16 protein-coding genes are annotated in these 16413 nt (G+C 62.9%); 7 read left to right on the top strand and 9 right to left on the bottom strand.

The window, feature by feature from the left end; genetic code table 11:
- Nucleotides 1-51: 51 nt before the first annotated feature.
- The 5 genes from ACT86A_RS02280 to ACT86A_RS02260 all read right to left on the bottom strand — a co-directional run bounded on the left by ACT86A_RS02280 (nt 52) and on the right by ACT86A_RS02260 (nt 6120).
- Nucleotides 52-372, bottom strand: a complete 321-nt coding sequence (locus ACT86A_RS02280) for a hypothetical protein (protein ID WP_445090265.1) — start codon at nt 370-372, stop codon at nt 52-54.
- 777 nt (nt 373-1149) lie between these two features.
- Nucleotides 1150-1980: a protein NO VEIN domain-containing protein gene (locus ACT86A_RS02275; RefSeq protein ID WP_445090264.1), complete on the bottom strand. Its 831-nt coding sequence runs from the start codon at nt 1978-1980 to the stop codon at nt 1150-1152.
- A gap of 104 nt (nt 1981-2084) precedes the next feature.
- Nucleotides 2085-3965, bottom strand: coding sequence for a DEAD/DEAH box helicase (locus ACT86A_RS02270; protein ID WP_445090263.1), 1881 nt, complete (start codon nt 3963-3965; stop codon nt 2085-2087).
- Nucleotides 3962-5281, bottom strand: coding sequence for a ParB N-terminal domain-containing protein (locus ACT86A_RS02265; protein ID WP_445090262.1), 1320 nt, complete (start codon nt 5279-5281; stop codon nt 3962-3964). The genes ACT86A_RS02270 and ACT86A_RS02265 overlap by 4 nt, the downstream gene beginning before the upstream one ends.
- 2 nt (nt 5282-5283) lie before the next feature.
- A complete protein-coding gene (locus tag ACT86A_RS02260; protein ID WP_445090261.1) occupies nt 5284-6120 on the bottom strand; it encodes a hypothetical protein in 837 nt (278 codons plus the stop codon).
- A gap of 1029 nt (nt 6121-7149) precedes the next feature.
- On the opposite strand from ACT86A_RS02260, the gene ACT86A_RS02255 reads away from it, so the two are divergent.
- From ACT86A_RS02255 to ACT86A_RS02245, 3 genes are read left to right on the top strand one after another with little or no spacing between them, the layout of a single operon-like run.
- Nucleotides 7150-8403 (top strand): DNA cytosine methyltransferase, encoded by a 1254-nt coding sequence (locus tag ACT86A_RS02255; RefSeq protein ID WP_445090260.1) that lies wholly within the window; start codon nt 7150-7152, stop codon nt 8401-8403.
- Nucleotides 8400-9365 (top strand): DUF4928 family protein, encoded by a 966-nt coding sequence (locus ACT86A_RS02250; RefSeq protein ID WP_445090259.1) that lies wholly within the window; start codon nt 8400-8402, stop codon nt 9363-9365. The genes ACT86A_RS02255 and ACT86A_RS02250 overlap by 4 nt, the downstream gene beginning before the upstream one ends.
- Nucleotides 9365-9796, top strand: a complete 432-nt coding sequence (locus tag ACT86A_RS02245; protein WP_445090258.1) for a very short patch repair endonuclease — start codon at nt 9365-9367, stop codon at nt 9794-9796. The genes ACT86A_RS02250 and ACT86A_RS02245 overlap by 1 nt, the downstream gene beginning before the upstream one ends.
- A 48-nt stretch (nt 9797-9844) precedes the next feature.
- On the opposite strand, the gene ACT86A_RS02240 is transcribed toward ACT86A_RS02245, so the two are convergent.
- Together ACT86A_RS02240 and ACT86A_RS02235 are read right to left on the bottom strand one after the other, a co-directional pair.
- A complete protein-coding gene (locus tag ACT86A_RS02240) occupies nt 9845-10015 on the bottom strand; it encodes an IS3 family transposase (protein WP_445090325.1) in 171 nt (56 codons plus the stop codon).
- Between the two features lie 15 nt (nt 10016-10030).
- Nucleotides 10031-10249 carry a winged helix-turn-helix domain-containing protein gene (locus ACT86A_RS02235; protein ID WP_445090257.1) on the bottom strand — a complete coding sequence of 73 codons (219 nt, stop codon included), beginning with the start codon at nt 10247-10249 and terminating at the stop codon, nt 10031-10033.
- Between ACT86A_RS02235 and ACT86A_RS02230 the strand changes: the two genes are divergently transcribed.
- Entirely contained in the window at nt 10143-11231 is a 1089-nt protein-coding gene (locus tag ACT86A_RS02230; protein WP_508104358.1) for an NsdA family TPR-like regulatory protein, read from the top strand. The genes ACT86A_RS02235 and ACT86A_RS02230 overlap by 107 nt on opposite strands.
- Here the strand turns inward: ACT86A_RS02230 and ACT86A_RS02225 are convergent.
- On the bottom strand, nt 11215-11751 hold the full coding sequence (locus ACT86A_RS02225) for an NUDIX domain-containing protein (protein ID WP_445090255.1): 537 nt from the start codon (nt 11749-11751) through the stop codon (nt 11215-11217). The two genes, ACT86A_RS02230 and ACT86A_RS02225, sit on opposite strands and share 17 nt — an antisense overlap.
- A 196-nt stretch (nt 11752-11947) precedes the next feature.
- On the opposite strand from ACT86A_RS02225, the gene ACT86A_RS02220 reads away from it, so the two are divergent.
- Nucleotides 11948-12910 carry an ADP-ribosylglycohydrolase family protein gene (locus ACT86A_RS02220; protein WP_445090254.1) on the top strand — a complete coding sequence of 321 codons (963 nt, stop codon included), beginning with the start codon at nt 11948-11950 and terminating at the stop codon, nt 12908-12910.
- Nucleotides 12911-13088: 178 nt separating this feature from the next.
- Here ACT86A_RS02220 and ACT86A_RS02215 read toward each other — a convergent pair whose 3' ends face one another.
- Nucleotides 13089-14591, bottom strand: a complete 1503-nt coding sequence (locus ACT86A_RS02215; protein ID WP_445090253.1) for a hypothetical protein — start codon at nt 14589-14591, stop codon at nt 13089-13091.
- 748 nt (nt 14592-15339) lie between these two features.
- Here ACT86A_RS02215 and ACT86A_RS02210 point away from each other — a divergent pair.
- Both ACT86A_RS02210 and ACT86A_RS02205 read left to right on the top strand, forming a co-directional pair.
- Entirely contained in the window at nt 15340-15939 is a 600-nt protein-coding gene (locus tag ACT86A_RS02210; RefSeq protein WP_445090252.1) for a helix-turn-helix transcriptional regulator, read from the top strand.
- Nucleotides 15936-16367 carry a hypothetical protein gene (locus tag ACT86A_RS02205; protein WP_445090251.1) on the top strand — a complete coding sequence of 144 codons (432 nt, stop codon included), beginning with the start codon at nt 15936-15938 and terminating at the stop codon, nt 16365-16367. Before ACT86A_RS02210 ends, ACT86A_RS02205 begins: the two co-directional genes overlap by 4 nt.
- Nucleotides 16368-16413 lie beyond the last annotated feature (46 nt).

The raw sequence follows: 16413 nt of genomic DNA, 5'->3' as shown, positions 1-16413 counted from the left end.
CTGCCCCCGAAGACATCCCAGCCCAGCACTTCGTGTAGTGCCGCCATCGCACTACTTCCCCGCGTGAGGATCGCCGGAATTTATGTCCACGATGTCGGCGAGTCGCTTTGCGGCATCAATGTCGGTGCCGTGGAACGTATCCGCAGACCGTGCGAGCAAGCTGGAAAACTCGTCGAATCGTGCCCACAGGACATCCTTCGCCTCCTTGCTCAGTGGATCAGTTCTGCTGAGAGCCGAACCAACTGAAGAACCCTTCAACTTGTCGACAACCGAACCCGCCCCGAGATGAGGAGCGCGATCGATCTCACCGGGCAGTAAGGCCATATCACCCGCCGCCGCCCGCAAGCCATCCGGATCGACCTCGAACGACATTCGCCCTCCCCCTCATCCTGCCTGTTCCTCGGCGGAAGCGAGCCTAGCGTATCGGGTCAACGCACCTACAGCCCAGATAGTCGGCCGATCGCGTGGTCACGTTGACCGCGCTCACTGAACTTATTGATTCGATGCGCGCAGTCACCGCTATCGACTCGGGGTAGCGGTAGCTCAAGGCGCGAGCTTTCAATCGCTGTCGTAATGATCACCGCCTGGTTCGGCCTCACGATGTGCCAGCAACGTTGAGGCATGGATGCGGACACCTGTTCACCGCGCAAACCGACCGCCTATTCAACAAGTCCCCCGCGATTGGCACACGCGTGTTCGAATCGCGTTACGTCCGCCGATGTCGAGATGGCCCCGCCTGCGCGAATCGCCGAGCATCTGACGGTGACGTGTCATGACCCGGTGGTACGCGCGCGCACGGTCCTAGATCACGAGAGCGGCGATACGGAGACCTCGATCTCGCTCAGCGGCTCTGGAAGCCCCGAGCTGGACCGATGGACTGGCCACTTCGCGATGCTGAGCCCCGACGATAGCGTTGCGTTCCAAGCCGGGATGCGGGCCGAAGCTGATCGTGAGACACGATGACCGACAAGCAAGCCCGCCCGGTGTCGGCAACTGTTCGGTCAGCGCCGTGGTGATCATCACCTTCGAGAAGGTGAACCACGAAAGTTGTGTGCTCGCAGGATTTGCCGAACTAGGTTGTCGCAACCGGCACGTCTGGAGTTGCGGCCAGGGTCTTGTCAACGCAGGTCAGCGGCTGAATCGATCTGCTCACAGTCCGCTGCTCCGACTTGAGGTGTCGATTTCGAAACCTGGGATGCGGTAGAAGGGGTCGAGCTCCAGATCTGAGTCGAGCCATGCCGCCTCCGGCGGCGTGATCACTGCGGACTGCTCCCAATTGAACGCGGATGTGTCCGGTGGGACAAGGTCGCGCAGCGTGTCATGCGAGAGCTCACGAATTGAGTCCACCTGCGCCGAACTGATCTCGGTAGCTGTGAAGGCGGAGCTATTGAACACGACCTGGATCAAACGCCATCGCTTGACGAGTCGCAGGCATGTGTCGAACTCGTTGCGCGAAATGTGAAAGCTTCTACTGGTTCTCGGGCCTGCGGCTTTCACCTCGACGCATGAGACCGCGGAGCCTGGAACCTCGATGTCGTATCCATAGGAGTCGGACAGCTTGGCAACATGGATCGGTCGTTGGCCGCAGTGCCTCATCGCGGCCAAGACGAGATGTTCGGCCGCGTCGCCGATCTCTTTCGCCATAGCGGTCGAGTCATCCGCAGACACCGCTCGATGTGCCGCGATGAGGATTCGGTCCAGGTTCGGTTCAAGCCAGAGCAGAGCATTGAGATCCAGCGTGGGGATGTACTCCCTCGCGACCGCCGTCTCGCTCACCGCCAAGTGCAACCAGATCGGCGGCCGCGCCGACAGCAGTCGTATCGCGATCTCCGTCATGGCGATACCGCCGCCCGCCTGTGCCGCGAAGACGAGTCCCGGCGCGACGTGTAACTCGTCGTCGAATCGTGCGAGGCCGCAGCCGAGCAGTTCTTCCGCATAGACCTTGATGTCGACGGCCGATGCGAGGTGTGATCCGTGCATCCGAGCTGAATGCACCCAATCATCTATGTCGTGTCTAGGAGCGATTCCAGCTGTGCGGGTGAGCAAGAGAACGCTGTAAGCAGCTCCATGCCTGGGAAGCACGATCAGTCGGCCCTCAGCACCGACAGGACTGCCGAAGCATCGTCCTCGGTCACCGCGCGTTCGGCGACGTGAATGTCCGGCTCGGGCAGCGCGACCTGCACCAGACCGGGGTCGTCCATGAGTTTCGACAGCGCAATCACCTTCTCACGCAGGCGCCCGTCGACCTTTTCGTCGATCGTGCCGCGGCTGAGCAGCAGCGTGAAACGGGTGACGGTGCCTTCCTCCAGGCCGAGTCGGTGAATTCGGTCCTGGCTCTGCAGAAAGTGGCCGGCGTTGAAGGTGCGGTCGAGATATACCGCATGGTGGCACCAATAGTGCAGGCTTACGCCTTCTCCACATGCTGCGGGGTTTGCCAGAAGAACTCGGCAAGCGGGGTCATTGCGAAATCTGTCGAATTCGGCGTCGCGGGTGAGGGTTCCGGGCGGCGCGGTGTCCGCCGGCGGTACTCCGCCGTGAACCAATGCGGGCTGATGCCCATCTAGGTGGTTGGCGAGGAGCTTGAGGTTGCGGACGAAGGTCGACCATATGATCACCTTCTCGTTGTTCGCGGCTGCGGCGTCAGCGATCTCGGAGATCTTGTCGTACTTCCACGGCACCTCATGGTCTCGATATCGCTGGAGAAGCTGCGCGACCAGTTCATCACCCCGCAGCTCCAGAGGCGGGTGTTCGAAGCCGCGTTCGTCGGATTCGTCGGACCCTGCTATCAACAGCATGGGGTTAGACGCGGCTTCCAGCAGGTACATCATGATCCGGCCCAGCCGATCGAAGCGTCGGCGGTCCTCGCGATCGAGCGCAAACTCACCTCGGTATCGGCCGAGTAGAGAATCATAGATCGCCTGCTGTATCGGCCGCATCGGCTCGCATACGACTTCGAAGTCCGTGTCGGGGAGACCCAGCCGAGACTTGGGTGTTCGCACGAAGTAGCGAGAGATGGCCGCGCTCGTGGAACGGAGCACTTCGTCGTCCCGACCGTCGCGCTCCGAGTAGGCGGCTTCGGGCAGGATCTTCTGGTCCTGCCCTGGGTACAAGAACCTGATCGGAGCGATGAGGTCGAAAGCGCCCTGCGGTGCCGGAGTCCCCGTGAGGACGTCTCGGCGTCGGGCTGCGTAGGCGAGATCCAGCACGGCTCGCCCATGTACGCCTTGCTCGCCGCGCTTTATCCGGTGCGCCTCATCGAGAATGACCTGAGTAGGTCTGGCAGCCACGAACTCTCTGATCCGGTCGTAGTCGGAGGACGCTCGATTGTAGTTCGTCAAAAGAATGTCGGTGTTGTCAGGGATTAGTGATCCGAACCCCGAATGGACGACGACCGACGGCGCTTGAGTCAGACATGCGACGGAATCTTCCTTCCATGCCTGGAAGGAAGCGATCGGCCCGACAACAAGCAGCCGTTGCACCGCGCCTCGTGCGCGATTCAGCGTGAAATTCGCCAGCGCGACAGTCGTTTTCCCGGCGCCAGGCACAGAGAAGTCCGCGCCATGCGGCAGCTGCAGGATCCTCGCCAAATTCTCAAGCTGGAACGGCTTCAGCTTCCGCTTAAAGCCAACCTGGTCCAGTTCACCCTCGAGGTCGTCGGTCGAGGGTGGAACATCCTGCGAGACGGCGGTCTCTCGTGCGCGTTGATCACCCACGAGTAGGCGGAGCTGGTCGGTCAGCGCCGGGCCCAATTCGAGAGGCTCACCGAACAGGGAACGAACCTCCTGCACGGCTTTCAGCTCGGAGAAGAAGACGTCGGCACGAACCTCAGTGCGCATCACGGTGCCACCGACGACGCCTCTGGACAGCGCTTCCTGCAGCCGCGCCCATGCTCCCGGCTTCGTGTCGTGCCTGCGCTCGATGATCACAGTCGGCCGACCGCTGGGACGAAGCTCGGCAATAATCACGGGATCAACTCGATCCGCTGGACGAGCTGCCTGATGATCCTGATCCTCTCGGCGAGGGCAACTTCATCCCATTCTTCTTTAAAGGCACGAGCTCTAGGGAGTGCATCCAGAACCCGCTCAAGCTCGGCGATGGCTTTGTCTGCTCGCTCCAGCGGCGCTTTCAGGGAGTTCTGATCGCGCTTTTCCTCCTTTGCCTCGTCGGCCGCCGCAGTGATCGAGCTGCTGATGCTCTTCAGCGCGTCTTGAACAAGTAGTTGCTCGCCAGTGCTCAACGCCACAGTGGCTCCGGGTCGCTTCGTCGCTACGAAAGACAGCAGGTTGTGAAGGGACGAAGGCGGCTCTGAGTTCCCCAGAAGCTCGGACAGCGGATCGTCCTCCAGGGTCTCAGTCGCGGCGGCCTCAGCGGCTTCCAGGATCGGTTTCAGCGCGGCGTCGCCCTCGATTTCGCTGCGCACCAATGTCGCCGCATCCGAACGCTTGAGGTGGCGAAGATCGCGGTATTTCGCTCCCGTCAACACACCGAGGAAGTACACAGCTCGGACGGCTTCGGATTCCTGGGGGGACTTGTTCTTGATGTGCTTAGCGAGCTCGTCGAATACTGATTCGTTCTCCAGGAAGTCCACATGCAGCCGGGCTCCATTGGACAGCTCGACCAGTTGGTGCAGTTGCTGCAGCTTCTCGTACATGCCGCGGACATCGTTGATGGCGCGGTGCATCCGAGCTGCGACGCGATCCCAGTTCTTGTCGGCGCGGTCGTAATGCTCTTCGATCAGGAGGGCTTCGTTGACCCACGAATACTCCTGCTTGAAGTCCTTCGCGACTTGCAGCTCGGTTTCCAGGTCGACCAACTCTTCTGGCGTCGCATCCCTCGGCAGCACGAGGCAGCGAACATACTGGGCTTCGAGCACGCCGTCCTCTTGATACAGCGAACGGAGCGCTGCCGTACGACGATTGCCGTTGATCAGGATCCCGTCGGCGGTGATAATCGCCGGCTCCTGCTGTCCCCGCTCCTGAAGGTCCTCCTTGAGCTGGTCGAAACCATCCTGACTATGAAGAATCCGATATTGGGCATCCTGTGCCTCAGGGCCAAGCGGGTCTCGTGTGAACAGGTCCTCGCGCCCTGTGGCGCTGATCTCGCGCAGCTGTTCGGCCCTAGTCCGGTGGTTCAGAGTTGAGAACATAGGCCACTCGACTGGAAGTTGTACGAGAGGAAGATCGTTGTCGTCCCGCGGCCAGGCGGGCACTGTGACTCTTTTCGTCTTCTGCCTGCCTTCGAGAAGGGCGGCGCGGTCTTGATCGAGGTTGTGGTTCGTCACGGTCAACTCCTGAAAGTGGTCGCACGGCCCGGCCCGAACCGCGAAGTGATGGTCGTGCGCAGAGAACCGCCGCGACGCTGAAATCCGATGTGCCCGGTGAAGTACGGAACCTGCTCGCGGGATACTCCGAACGCGCCTAGGAGAACGTCAGGAAAGAACCTTTCTTGGCCGCCTTCCCAGTTCCATTGGCTGACGTGGTCCTGTCGATCCGGCATGATGTAGAGGCACGGTGGCGGAACCTCCACTGCGCGCGCCGCGCCGACGATCTTCGGACACCTGCGCTGGCCGTTTCCGCATAGATGATTGTGAAAAATCACTCCGGACACCGTGTCCGGATATTCGCCGAAAAACCGCTGCCGCAGTCGGTTGACCCCCTTGGCGATGTGCTCCCCGGGCTCGTAACGCATGCTGTCGCATAGCCACCATAGATAGGTCTCGCGCGCCCAGCCGGGCGCGGACCAAGAGACACTGCTGTGCATTCCGTCGGGACAGCCCTTCTGAATGACCGCGATGTCGCCGTATCCGTCGATGGTCAATCGGTAGACGGTGTCCGTACCGTACTTCGGGCTTTCCACGCGATCAATGAAGCCGCCTGCGAGCATACTTCGAAACACGCCAGCTAGGAATTCCTTTCTGTCGGCGACACTGGCGCTCATGCTGCCGCGTAAGCCCTCGATGGCGGCAGGTAGCGCGGCGCGGTACTCGCCCGTGGTCAGACCGTATCGTCCCAGCAGGTCGCTCTCGCCCCCCAGATCCTGGATGAGTTTGGAAACGCTGTCGACGATCGCCTGCGGTGGCGCGCCGGCGTGCCTGCAGGGTGCAGCCTCTTCAGCGCCCATACGCCCTCCCCACAATCGCCGACGCTGGGACCTCATAAGTCCGATTCAAGAGCTTGTCCCCAAGCCTCGCACCTTGCGCATCCTCTCTTCGTGCTGACCTCCTACATATACAGGCAGCGTCCGACATCGGACGCGTCGACTCGATTCGGCCCGGGCCGAATCCGGCGACCGACCTCGTGGCTCTGGTCATGCGCCGACGATCAGGTCGCCTGCAACTGGCATGGCCAGGAGCGGCTCCCGCCTAGGCATCGAGTCGATGCGTAGGATTCGGATATTCGGCCAACTGGTCGTCGTACGCATCGGGACACGATGGACCGAGCGCGTGCAAGCAGCTCGTCGAACGTGACGACATCCACATCGCTCACCGATCGACGGTAAAGCTCGAACGACGAGACCTTCTCGAACTTGAGCCCGTTGTCCGTCTCGAACTGACTGGTCATTCCGGGGCCGACGATCTGGCGGGGTTGAATGGTCGCCACCTCGAAGCCGGCTGGCGTGTCATCCGGCTCGAAGACGCGGTGCATGTAGGGCCCGATCGCCCATCGACCACAGCTTGTCATCACCGGCGAGCGGACTCCCGGCCACGATCGGCCGTGGCTGCACTCAACTCTCCACCAATGCAAGCTAGCCGCTTCTACGGCGTGACGCTTTGCGTCGCGCGCGGCGCGGTGTTCTCCAGCAAAGCACCGATTCTCGATCTGCCGACGTCGCGAAAGCCGTGACCCATAACACACCGCTGCCGAGCTCGAGTGTGCGTCCTGCGAATCGTCGCAGCCGAGCGAGCCAGTCAGCCAGACCGCCGCAATCTATCCTTCGTCGGCCCGTTGATAGCCGACGGTCGTCCGGTCCACGGTACGGTGTGACCCGGAATCGGATGGATAATTCCACGGTTGTAATTCGATGGAGGAGACCGTTGCGGGAGGGTTGCGGAGCCGTGCAGCAAGGTGGCGAATCGGGGGAACGCCCAGTCTCCATCGATGGACAGAGTGTAGGCGGCGCCGAGGGGTGCAGCGAGATAAGAGGGATTGGATGCCAAGCTTCTATGAGTTCTTCGCTGGCGGCGGGATGGCGCACGCAGGTCTCGGTGGTGGTTGGGAGTGCGTGTTCGCCAACGATATCGATACCAAGAAGGCGACTAGCTATACCGCCAATTGGGGCGGCGAGCATCTGAAGGTCGGCGATGTCGGGGGCCTGTCTGTCGCCGATCTGCCGCCGGGCCGCGCTGACCTGGCGTGGGCGTCGTTCCCTTGTCAGGATCTGTCGTTGGCGGGTGCGGGAGCGGGTCTGAGCGGCGCTCGGTCAGGCACGTTCCACCCGTTCTGGAAGCTGATGAAGGGATTGAATGCCGAGCAGCGCGCCCCGAAGTTGGTCGTGCTCGAGAACGTAGTCGGTGCTCTTACGGCGGGCGAGAAGGACAAGGTCACGCGCAAGAGCGATGGACGGGACTTCGTCGAACTCGGTAAGGTTCTCGCCAAGGAGCATTACCGCTTCGGCGCGATCGTGGTCGACGCCATTCACTGGGTTCCGCAGTCGCGGCCTAGGCTGTTCATCATCGGTGTCCACGATTCCGTTCGGATTCCTGCTGAGCTGATCGCCGACGAGCCTTCGGACCGATGGCACACCGCTACCTTGAGGGCGGCGTATCGGAGGTTTGCCGATCGTGCTGAGACAGCAGCTAACAGATGGATCTGGTGGAATGTGCCCGAGCCGCCTGCGAAGCGGGTGAGGTTCCAAACGCTTGAGGAGCTAGTGGAGCAAAAGGACAATCCGGAGGGCGTCGAGTGGCACTCCGAGGTCGAGACCGAGCGGATCCTTGAGCTGATGAACACGGCCAACCTGAAGAAGGTTCATGAGGAGCAGCGGAACACCGAAAATGGCGGGCGTCGGGTCGGGACGGTGTACAAGCGGATGCGTCCTGAAGGTGACTGGGTCGAAATGAACGGGGAGAAAAAGCGCAAGAACGTACAGCGTGCTGAGGTCCGGTTCGACGATATCGCTGGCTGCCTGCGGACCCCGACAGGCGGCAGTAGCCGTCAGACAATCCTGATCGTCGAGGGTGACCGCGTTCGATCCCGCCTCCTGTCGCCCTTGGAAGTCATTCGGCTGATGGGGTTGGAAGACGAATACCAACGGCCAGGGAGTTACAACGACGTATACCATTTGGCGGGCGACGGCGTGGTTGTGTACGTGGTGGATTTCCTTGCCAAAAACATCCTGGAGCCTGTGCTGGCGGGTGGGCTGGGCACTGCGGTGTCGGCGTCTCCTGTCAAACTGACTGCGTGACAGTCGATGACCTGACATCCGCCCTGGAGCGCTTCGTAGCGGAGAAGCGGTTCACGACGCGAGGCGCGCTTGCAGTCGGCATCCTCGTGACTGAGCGCGCTCGGGATGGGCTACCGATCGACCCCACCACGCTGCTGACCCCAGGCGGCGGTCAGGTCTCTGGGTTGGGCCCGACCGTGCTGAATTCGGTGCTGAGGCGCAACGGCATCGACCGGCCATTGTCGAAGATGGCTGGTCGCAGCAACCGTGCGACGCCGACGCAAATGCAAGCGTATGTTAGCTTCCTCAACGAGAGGCATGAACTGGGTCGGGTGGACCTCGACCTGGCTGAGTCGTTCTGGATCGGACGGGTACTGGAGAAGCTCGCGGCGCGGCCGATGACGCTCCAGCTCGACACGTCCCAAAGTCTGCGCACTATCGTTCGCGACATCATCTCGCAAGCAGAACAACGCGACGCGCAAGCCCCAGGCACGCGCTACGCGGGCGCGGTGCTACAGCATTTGGTCGGAGCGAAGCTGGCTTGCGCTTTGAATGACAAGATCACCATCGAGCACTACAGCTACTCGGTCGCCGATGAGCACTCCGGGCGGGCTGGCGACTTCGTCGTGCAGGACACGGCTATCCATGTCACGACCGCGCCCAGCGAGCATCTCATCGAGCGTTGCCGAGAAAACCTCAATGACGGCATGCGGCCGATCATCGTCACGACTTCATCGAAGAAGGGGGTGTCCGTCGCGGAGGGTTTGGCGTTCACCAAGGGACTGGCCGACCGCATCGACGTATTCGAGGCAGAGCAGTTCATCGCGCTCAACCTGTACGAACTCGGCGGATTCGCCGACAACAGCCGGCGTGTCGTGATTGCCGACCTGGTGAAACAGTACAACGTTATCGTCGAGAAGGTTGAAACCGATCCGGCGATGTTGATCGCGATCAAGAAGCGCGGGAGTGGCTTGCAGGACTGATGAAGGAAACGCCCGATCAGCGCAGCCGGACTATGCGCGCAGTGCGTTCGCGCGACACAGCGCCGGAGATGACGGTGCGCCGGTATCTGCACGCTGCCGGTCTGCGGTATCGCCTGCATGTAGCGAATCTGCCTGGCAAGCCGGATATGGTGTTCCCCAGCCGTCGGATCGCGCTGTTCGTCCATGGCTGTTTCTGGCATCAGCACCCGGGGTGCGAGGCTGCCGCCCGGCCGGCTTCGAACACCGACTACTGGACCCGCAAGCTTGACGGCAACGTCGCTCGCGACGCACGTCGTCGCAAGGAGCTCGAGGCTGACGACTGGAATGTTCTTGTGGTCTGGGAATGCCAGATTCGCAGCAAGGAGACGCTAGACGGGCTGGTCCACAGCATCCGGTCCAGCTCGCCGCATGTTCGAAAGCCGCAACGCTAGCGTCGATTGGCGCTGTGAACCGTCACGGGTTGGGGACCGACTTCGGTTTCAGGCCAGCGCCGGTCGGCGTGGTGTGTGTTGAGTGTAGTAGGCGGCTTCGTACTCGGCCGGGGTCAGGTAGTGCAGGCGGGCGTTGTTATACCAGTCGGCCCATTCCATGAGCGCGAATTTGAATCTCCTGTAAGTGTTGGTGGTGGCTGGCCTGGGGCTGGCCGGCAGAGTGGTGCCGGTTCTTCAGAAGTTCGTGAATTCCATGCGGCGCAGCACCTTTCCCATCCCCTGCTCGGTGAACGACACCCCGAACAGGCGGTGCCCGAGCTCCGCAACCTTGCGCAGGGTCAACAACATTCCACCCAGCTCTAACTGCTCCGGACAGAACACGATCAACGCCTCCACCAGCGCCTCGGCCTGCGACGCCGACAACGTCGTCTTCTCACCCGCCCGCCCGGACATCCGGAATCCAATCCCTCCGCCCCGCCCTCAGCGAACCTGTTACGCCAGTTACGGATCGACCCCGCCGACACCCCGAACACCCGCCGGCCTCTGCCGCGGACATCCCGTCCCGCAACGCCCCATCACTCGCTTCCGCAGCACCTCCTGCCGAGCCGGGAAGTCCCCGCATATCCATCCTGAGATCGTCACCCACAGCCGAAACATCACGCAGCACAACCGATGCGTTTCAGATCAATATGCGGAGCACATTGGTCGTCGATTGTTCTCCGCGACAGCCGAACTCACCAAACTCGCCGGCTGGGCCGCCTACGACCATGAGGAACATGGACTGGCCCAGAGATACTTGATCCAAGCCTTGCGCCTCGCCCGCGCCGCCGGAGACTCCGGCCTGGGCGCAGAGATTCTCGCGGCAATGAGCCACCAGGCCACCTACGTCGGCCGTCCCGGCGATGCCATCGATCTGGCACGCGCAGCCCAGATCTCCGCGCGCAGTGCCGGACTGGCAGCGCTGGAGTCGGAGTGCCACCTTGCCGAGGCTCATGGCCACGCCGCACGCCAGGACAGCTCGCTGAGCATCGCATCGATCACCGCAGCCGAACGCACATTCTCCAAGGCGGAATCGGCCGACCCGCCGGAGTGGCTGACCTACTTCGATGGCGCATACATGTCCGCCAAGGTCGCCCACTGCTTCCGAGAACTGGGAGACGACACACGCACCGCTCGCTTCGCCGAGCAATCACTCGACATGTCCGACGGCTACCTACGGGGACGCGCCTTCAACTTGACGCTACTCGCCTGCGCCCGCACGAGCGAAGACCCGTTGGAAGCTGTGCGCATCGGCCACCAGGCACTCGATATCGCGGCTGGCTTGTCCTCGCGGCGGAGCTACGCCTATCTGGGTGACCTGCGCCAACGACTGAGTCCCTATGCCACAATGCCGGAGATCGAGGACTTCCGGCAACAGACTACACGTCGAGACTGAACGCACGATAGATCGCGACTACGGTGGCCGCACCGACGATCTCACCACGGTCGACCATCGACGCCGCCTCCTCCAGCGGTATCCAACGAATGTCTTCGGCCTCATTGGCATCCGGCACCGTCTCGGTTAGGTCGGCACCTCGCGCGAGGTATATCTCCTGCGGCTGGTCCAAGCTGCCGATCGACGGCTGATACGTGACCAGGTGCTCCATCGACCGTGGCCGCCAGCCGGTCTCTTCCTCCACCTCCCGCGCGGCGGCAGCAGCAACGTCTTCTGCATGGTCGACATAGCCGCCGGGCAATTCCCACACCCACTTGTCGATGATGAACCGGTGGCGGTACATCAGCAGCGCTTCCCGGTCCTCGTTGAGTACCAGCGTCATCGCGCAGCGCGGCATCCGGGCCACGTACTGGGTGAACTTCACGCCGTCCGGCAGCTCGACATCGACAGTCGACAACCGGATGTGCCGATTCTCGTCTACGAGCTTTTCGCCGTGGATTTTCCACTGGGTGCGCTTCACAGCTCGACCCTACGCCCGCGCGGGCACGACGTCGTCAGGCCGGATCTCCTGTTGGCCGCTCACGCCTTCGTCTCCCCTGACCAGCACACTCGCCTCGCCTCTGCCTCGTCTCCGGTATCTGGGATGACTGGGTTCGGCGTCAGACGACACGTCATATTCGGCACCGCTACTATCGGACGCGATGCATGTTGACTTGATGCTAGATTCACTCGACGGACTGTCTGTGGGGGATGCGTTGGGTGCGGAATTCCCCATCATGCGCCGGTCGATCCCGGCTCTTCGGGCAGGCGATTTCCCTGACCGGCAGTGGGGGTGGACCGACGACACCGAAATGGCCTGCACCGTGGTTGCCGAACTCTCCGGTCACGGTGGGATCGATCAGGATCGGCTGGCCGCTGCCTTCGCGCGGCGGTTCGACCCGAGCCGTGACTACGGCTTCCTAGCGGTCGACACATTGCGCCGAATCCGGGACGGCGTGCACTGGCGGGAGGCAGCCGGAGCTGCCTACGATCGCCAGGGTTCCTGTGGCAACGGTGCGGCCATGCGGGTCGCACCGCTGGGCGCCTTTTACGCCGACGAGCCGGAAAGAGTTGCCGCCGAGGCGGTCCGGTCGGCGCAGGTGACGCATCTGCACCCGGAAGGCGTCGCCGGGGCGGTCGCGGTGGCGCTCGCGGCGGGTCAGGCCGCTCACGCCCGCCTGCTCGGGAATCGGCCCACGCCACGGGAATTCATCACCGTCGTCCTCGACCGCCTCGACGACGGTGAAACGAGCCGACTGATTCGCCGTGCGCGTACCCTGCTGGAAGCCTCGGTGGAGGAGGCCGCGAGTGAACTCGGCAATGGATCTCTGGTCACCGCGCAGAACACGGTGCCGTTCACGCTGTGGGTAGCGGCAAAACATCTGGACGACTACCCGACCGCGATCACCACATGTATTGCGGCAGATGGGGATATCGACACCACAAGCGCGATCGTCGGCGGGATCGTCGCCGCCTATACCGGCACCGGCCCTGACCCCGGTCCGCTCGTCGGAATACCGCCGACCTGGCTCGCCGCACGAGAACCTTTGCCCGGCTGGTTCCGCACGACCCGTCAATCAGGACGACGCAAGAATTCTGGGTCCGGCCGCCTTCGAAGGTGGTTATCCGGCGCGTCGTGAGAATGACCCGATCTTGCTGCATCGGCTGACGGCCGTTGCCATGGCCTGGCCAGACTCGAAAAGGCGACCCGGTCGCGATAACATCCGGCGGTAAGCCGGAGTTGGGGAGAACTCTCCGGCACGTGATGCATCAGCCAATCGCGGAGACCGAGTGCCATCAACCGCGATCGGACTGCAACTAGATTTGCAGCAGTGACCAGACGAGGAGTGCACCGACACCGATCGTGAAGAAGACGATCATCGGTATGTCGCCGGCGTCGCGGGCTTTCGTCCAGATCTTCACCACGGTCGCCTCTAGGAAGAAGGTCAGCACGAGCACCGCGAGGACACCGACCGCAGCCCACATCGCACGGGGCTGATCTGCCACGAAGCCCAGGATCCACCCGAACAACAGGGTGACCGGCAGCGCGAACAGCATCCAGGAGAAACCGAGTATGAACAGCTTCTCACCGTGCGCCTTCGGGTCGAGTTCACTGGCCTCGTCCGGCGATTCATTCGCCGCCGGTCGGACCCGCCCGATCTGGACGACGGCATGTCCGAGGCAGGCCAGCGCGCACGCGAATACCAAGGTGAAGTAGCCGTCGGCCGGATCGAGTAGCGGATTGCGCGCCCAGTGCAACGGCAACCAGCCCGCGATCACCATGAGCATGACGGCGGCGATCGAAGCCGGTCGCGCCCGTACCCTGGCACGCAGCAGACCGGCCGGGAAGAGGCGTCCTTGCCTGCCGTACAACCAGCCGATCCACACAGGCCCCACGGCACCCACGATCACGGTTGACCACCGCCACTGCGAGGGCGCCAGGAACATCCATACCAAAGCGAGCAGCCAACTGGCCACCACGATGAGGACCGCGGGCCGCGCGATCGCCATCCAGAGCGTGTCGGCCTGCGCCTGCGCGGCGGTAACCGGGTCGGGCCCCGGGTCCGGCGGTGGCGAATAGGCTTGCGCGACAAATCGTTCCGAATCCCACCAGGCAGCCGGTTCGGGTTCCCAGCCGCCCTCGAACGTCGATCCTGGACACAGCACCGGACTGTCGTCGGCGTGATAGTCGTAGTCGAGGTCGACCTCGCCGTACTCGCGCATCTGCGCCATTCGCGCGGTGATGGCGAGCCCGTGCCACGGCTCGTCACAGTAGGGGTTCGGGCACATCGGGAAAGCCGGATCGTCGTAGTCGAAGCCGACGTATCGCTCGCCGTCGCGCAGGCTCTCCTCGACAAGCAGATCGATCTCGTCGAGCAGGCGCTGCACCGATCCGGCAGGCCCAGCGGATTCGTTCAGGACGGGTTCGGCCTTCCCACCCCCGTCCGACACCATGGCGCATTCGGACGCTCCCACATCGACGCCGGCCGTTCGAGCCATCGAGTGTTCGCCGGACTCGACCGGCACGGGTCGCCGCCATGCCCGGCGAAACCACCTGGGCCGCACCGTGATCGCGTGCAGTGTGCCGCCGACCATCAGCAGGGACAAGCAGATAGCGAGCACGGTGTGGTGCGGTGGATCCGACTGCACCGACCATATTTCCAGGGCGAACGATCCCAGGTATCCGAGTGCGGCACCACCCAGCGGCCATGATCGCGCCCGGGCCGCCAAGACCGCGAACAGCGGCCACGTCAGAACTCCGAACGAGAGCAGCGGGACGAACGACACTACCCAGGTCAGACCCCTGAGCACTACTGACACCACGACTTACCCCCACTCCCCGGATACGATCCCCGACTATCGCAGAGCAGACGCGGCCACGCCAACGCGGCCAGACCCTCTACCGCCCGGCAGCGGTGCGATCAGCCACTTCTCGGTCAGCGGGGGGCAATCGGAACGTGTCCGGTGGAGAAGCACCGCAAACGGGTGGAGGTCCGGTGCCGAATCATCCGCTCGATCGGCCGCGGCTGTCTGGTCGCCGCTGGCGACGGTGTCCAGACCGGACTGCGGCTCATGGGACCGACAGATACCCAAAGGGGTCCAGGCCATTGTCGTTGCGAGACGAGCAAACCCGGCTCGACCGAGCACGATGACCGCACCTACCATGCTCGAACGCCAGTACTATCTCGAACCGGCATCTCGACACGGCTCCGCGTGAGCCCGGTCGCAACAGCTCGGCCGAGACGAAACGGACACCAGTGACGAACGAGAGCTGGGAGGAAATCCCCCTCACCAGATCCGTCAGGAGATCCACAAGACGATCTATGCGGTTGTAGCAGAGCTTGTCGGCCAGAGGGGATTTCGCATCCGGCGTCAAGGACACAAGATCGCACTCTATTGTCCGTGCGGTCCGGACGGGCGCTTCATCACCATCGGCGGAACAGTCCGTGATCCGGACACCGCAGTCGAACGCATCAAGCGTGCCGCCAAACGCTGCCCCGACCAGCATGACCTCATGCGGTGACTGTTTACAATTGACAACACCGCAGGTAGCAGGCAGAATCGGGACATGACCGCGCACGATGCAGCACGATTCGAGCTCATCTTCGTAGTCGAAGGCATCAGCGATGCGTTCGACCCGAAGATCGAGCTCGTCGAGGAGCACTTCGACTGCATCGTCGAAAGCCACAGCGACCTCACTCTTCTAACGGTGACCGCGCCCGAGCACTCCGCGTTCGCAGCGGCCGTGCTGGCTGTTCGAGTCCTGGAGTCGGCCGGGATATGTGTCGTCCGCAGCTACCCTGACCTGGTCACCAGGCAGGACATCGCCGACCGCGCCGATGTCACCCGCCAAGCAGTGGGCAACTGGGTTCGCGGCGACCGATCCGGAGATCACCCGTTCCCCATACCGGTCAGCCTCGCCGCCGGCGGTCTATGGCTGTGGCGGGACGTCAATCGGTGGCTGGCCGAGCGTGGACTAGGCCACGACTCGACAGACAAGCCGACACTCGAAACACTGGCCCAGCTCGACGCCTGGCTGTCGAGCCGCAGCCGTCCCGAGACCTCGCCGTTTGCCGAAGTGGCCTACATTGCGAGCTCGGCACAATTCGCACGGCCCGAAAAGCCGCTTGTCACAGCGCAATTCGAGCCGTGGGTGCTGGTGCAATGACCGAACACATCACCCGCCAGGTGAACACGGTTGACGAGCTCGTCGCTATCGCCGAGCTCGTAGACATCATCTTCTTCGAGGTGTCCGGAAAGCGGACCAGCGCAGATCCCCTCGAAGAGTCGGCCGCGGCCACCGACATCGAAATCGCGGTCCGGTCCCGCATCGACGGGGTGGATGTCCGCTGTCTCTGCCGGGTAACAGGCGGAGGTGGCGAGTATGTGTGCGACGCGGCTGCGCAATACGAGTTCGGGCAACCGGCAACGGTCGCAGAAGAAGTGCTGACCGCGTTCGTCCAGCGAGTGGGCATCATGACGGTGTATCCCTATCTGCGCGAATCGATTACAGCCTCGGCCACCAAGCTCCGGCTCGACCCCCCGTTGCTGCGGCTACTGCGCCCAGGCGACGTGCACGCTACGCCGAAGTCCTGACGCCCAGCTGAACGCCCCGATAGGCGCGCACGTCGTTCGGCCACTC

This window comes from Nocardia glycosmidis, from assembly GCF_052545115.1.
This window is presented reverse-complemented; position numbering and strand designations above follow the sequence as displayed.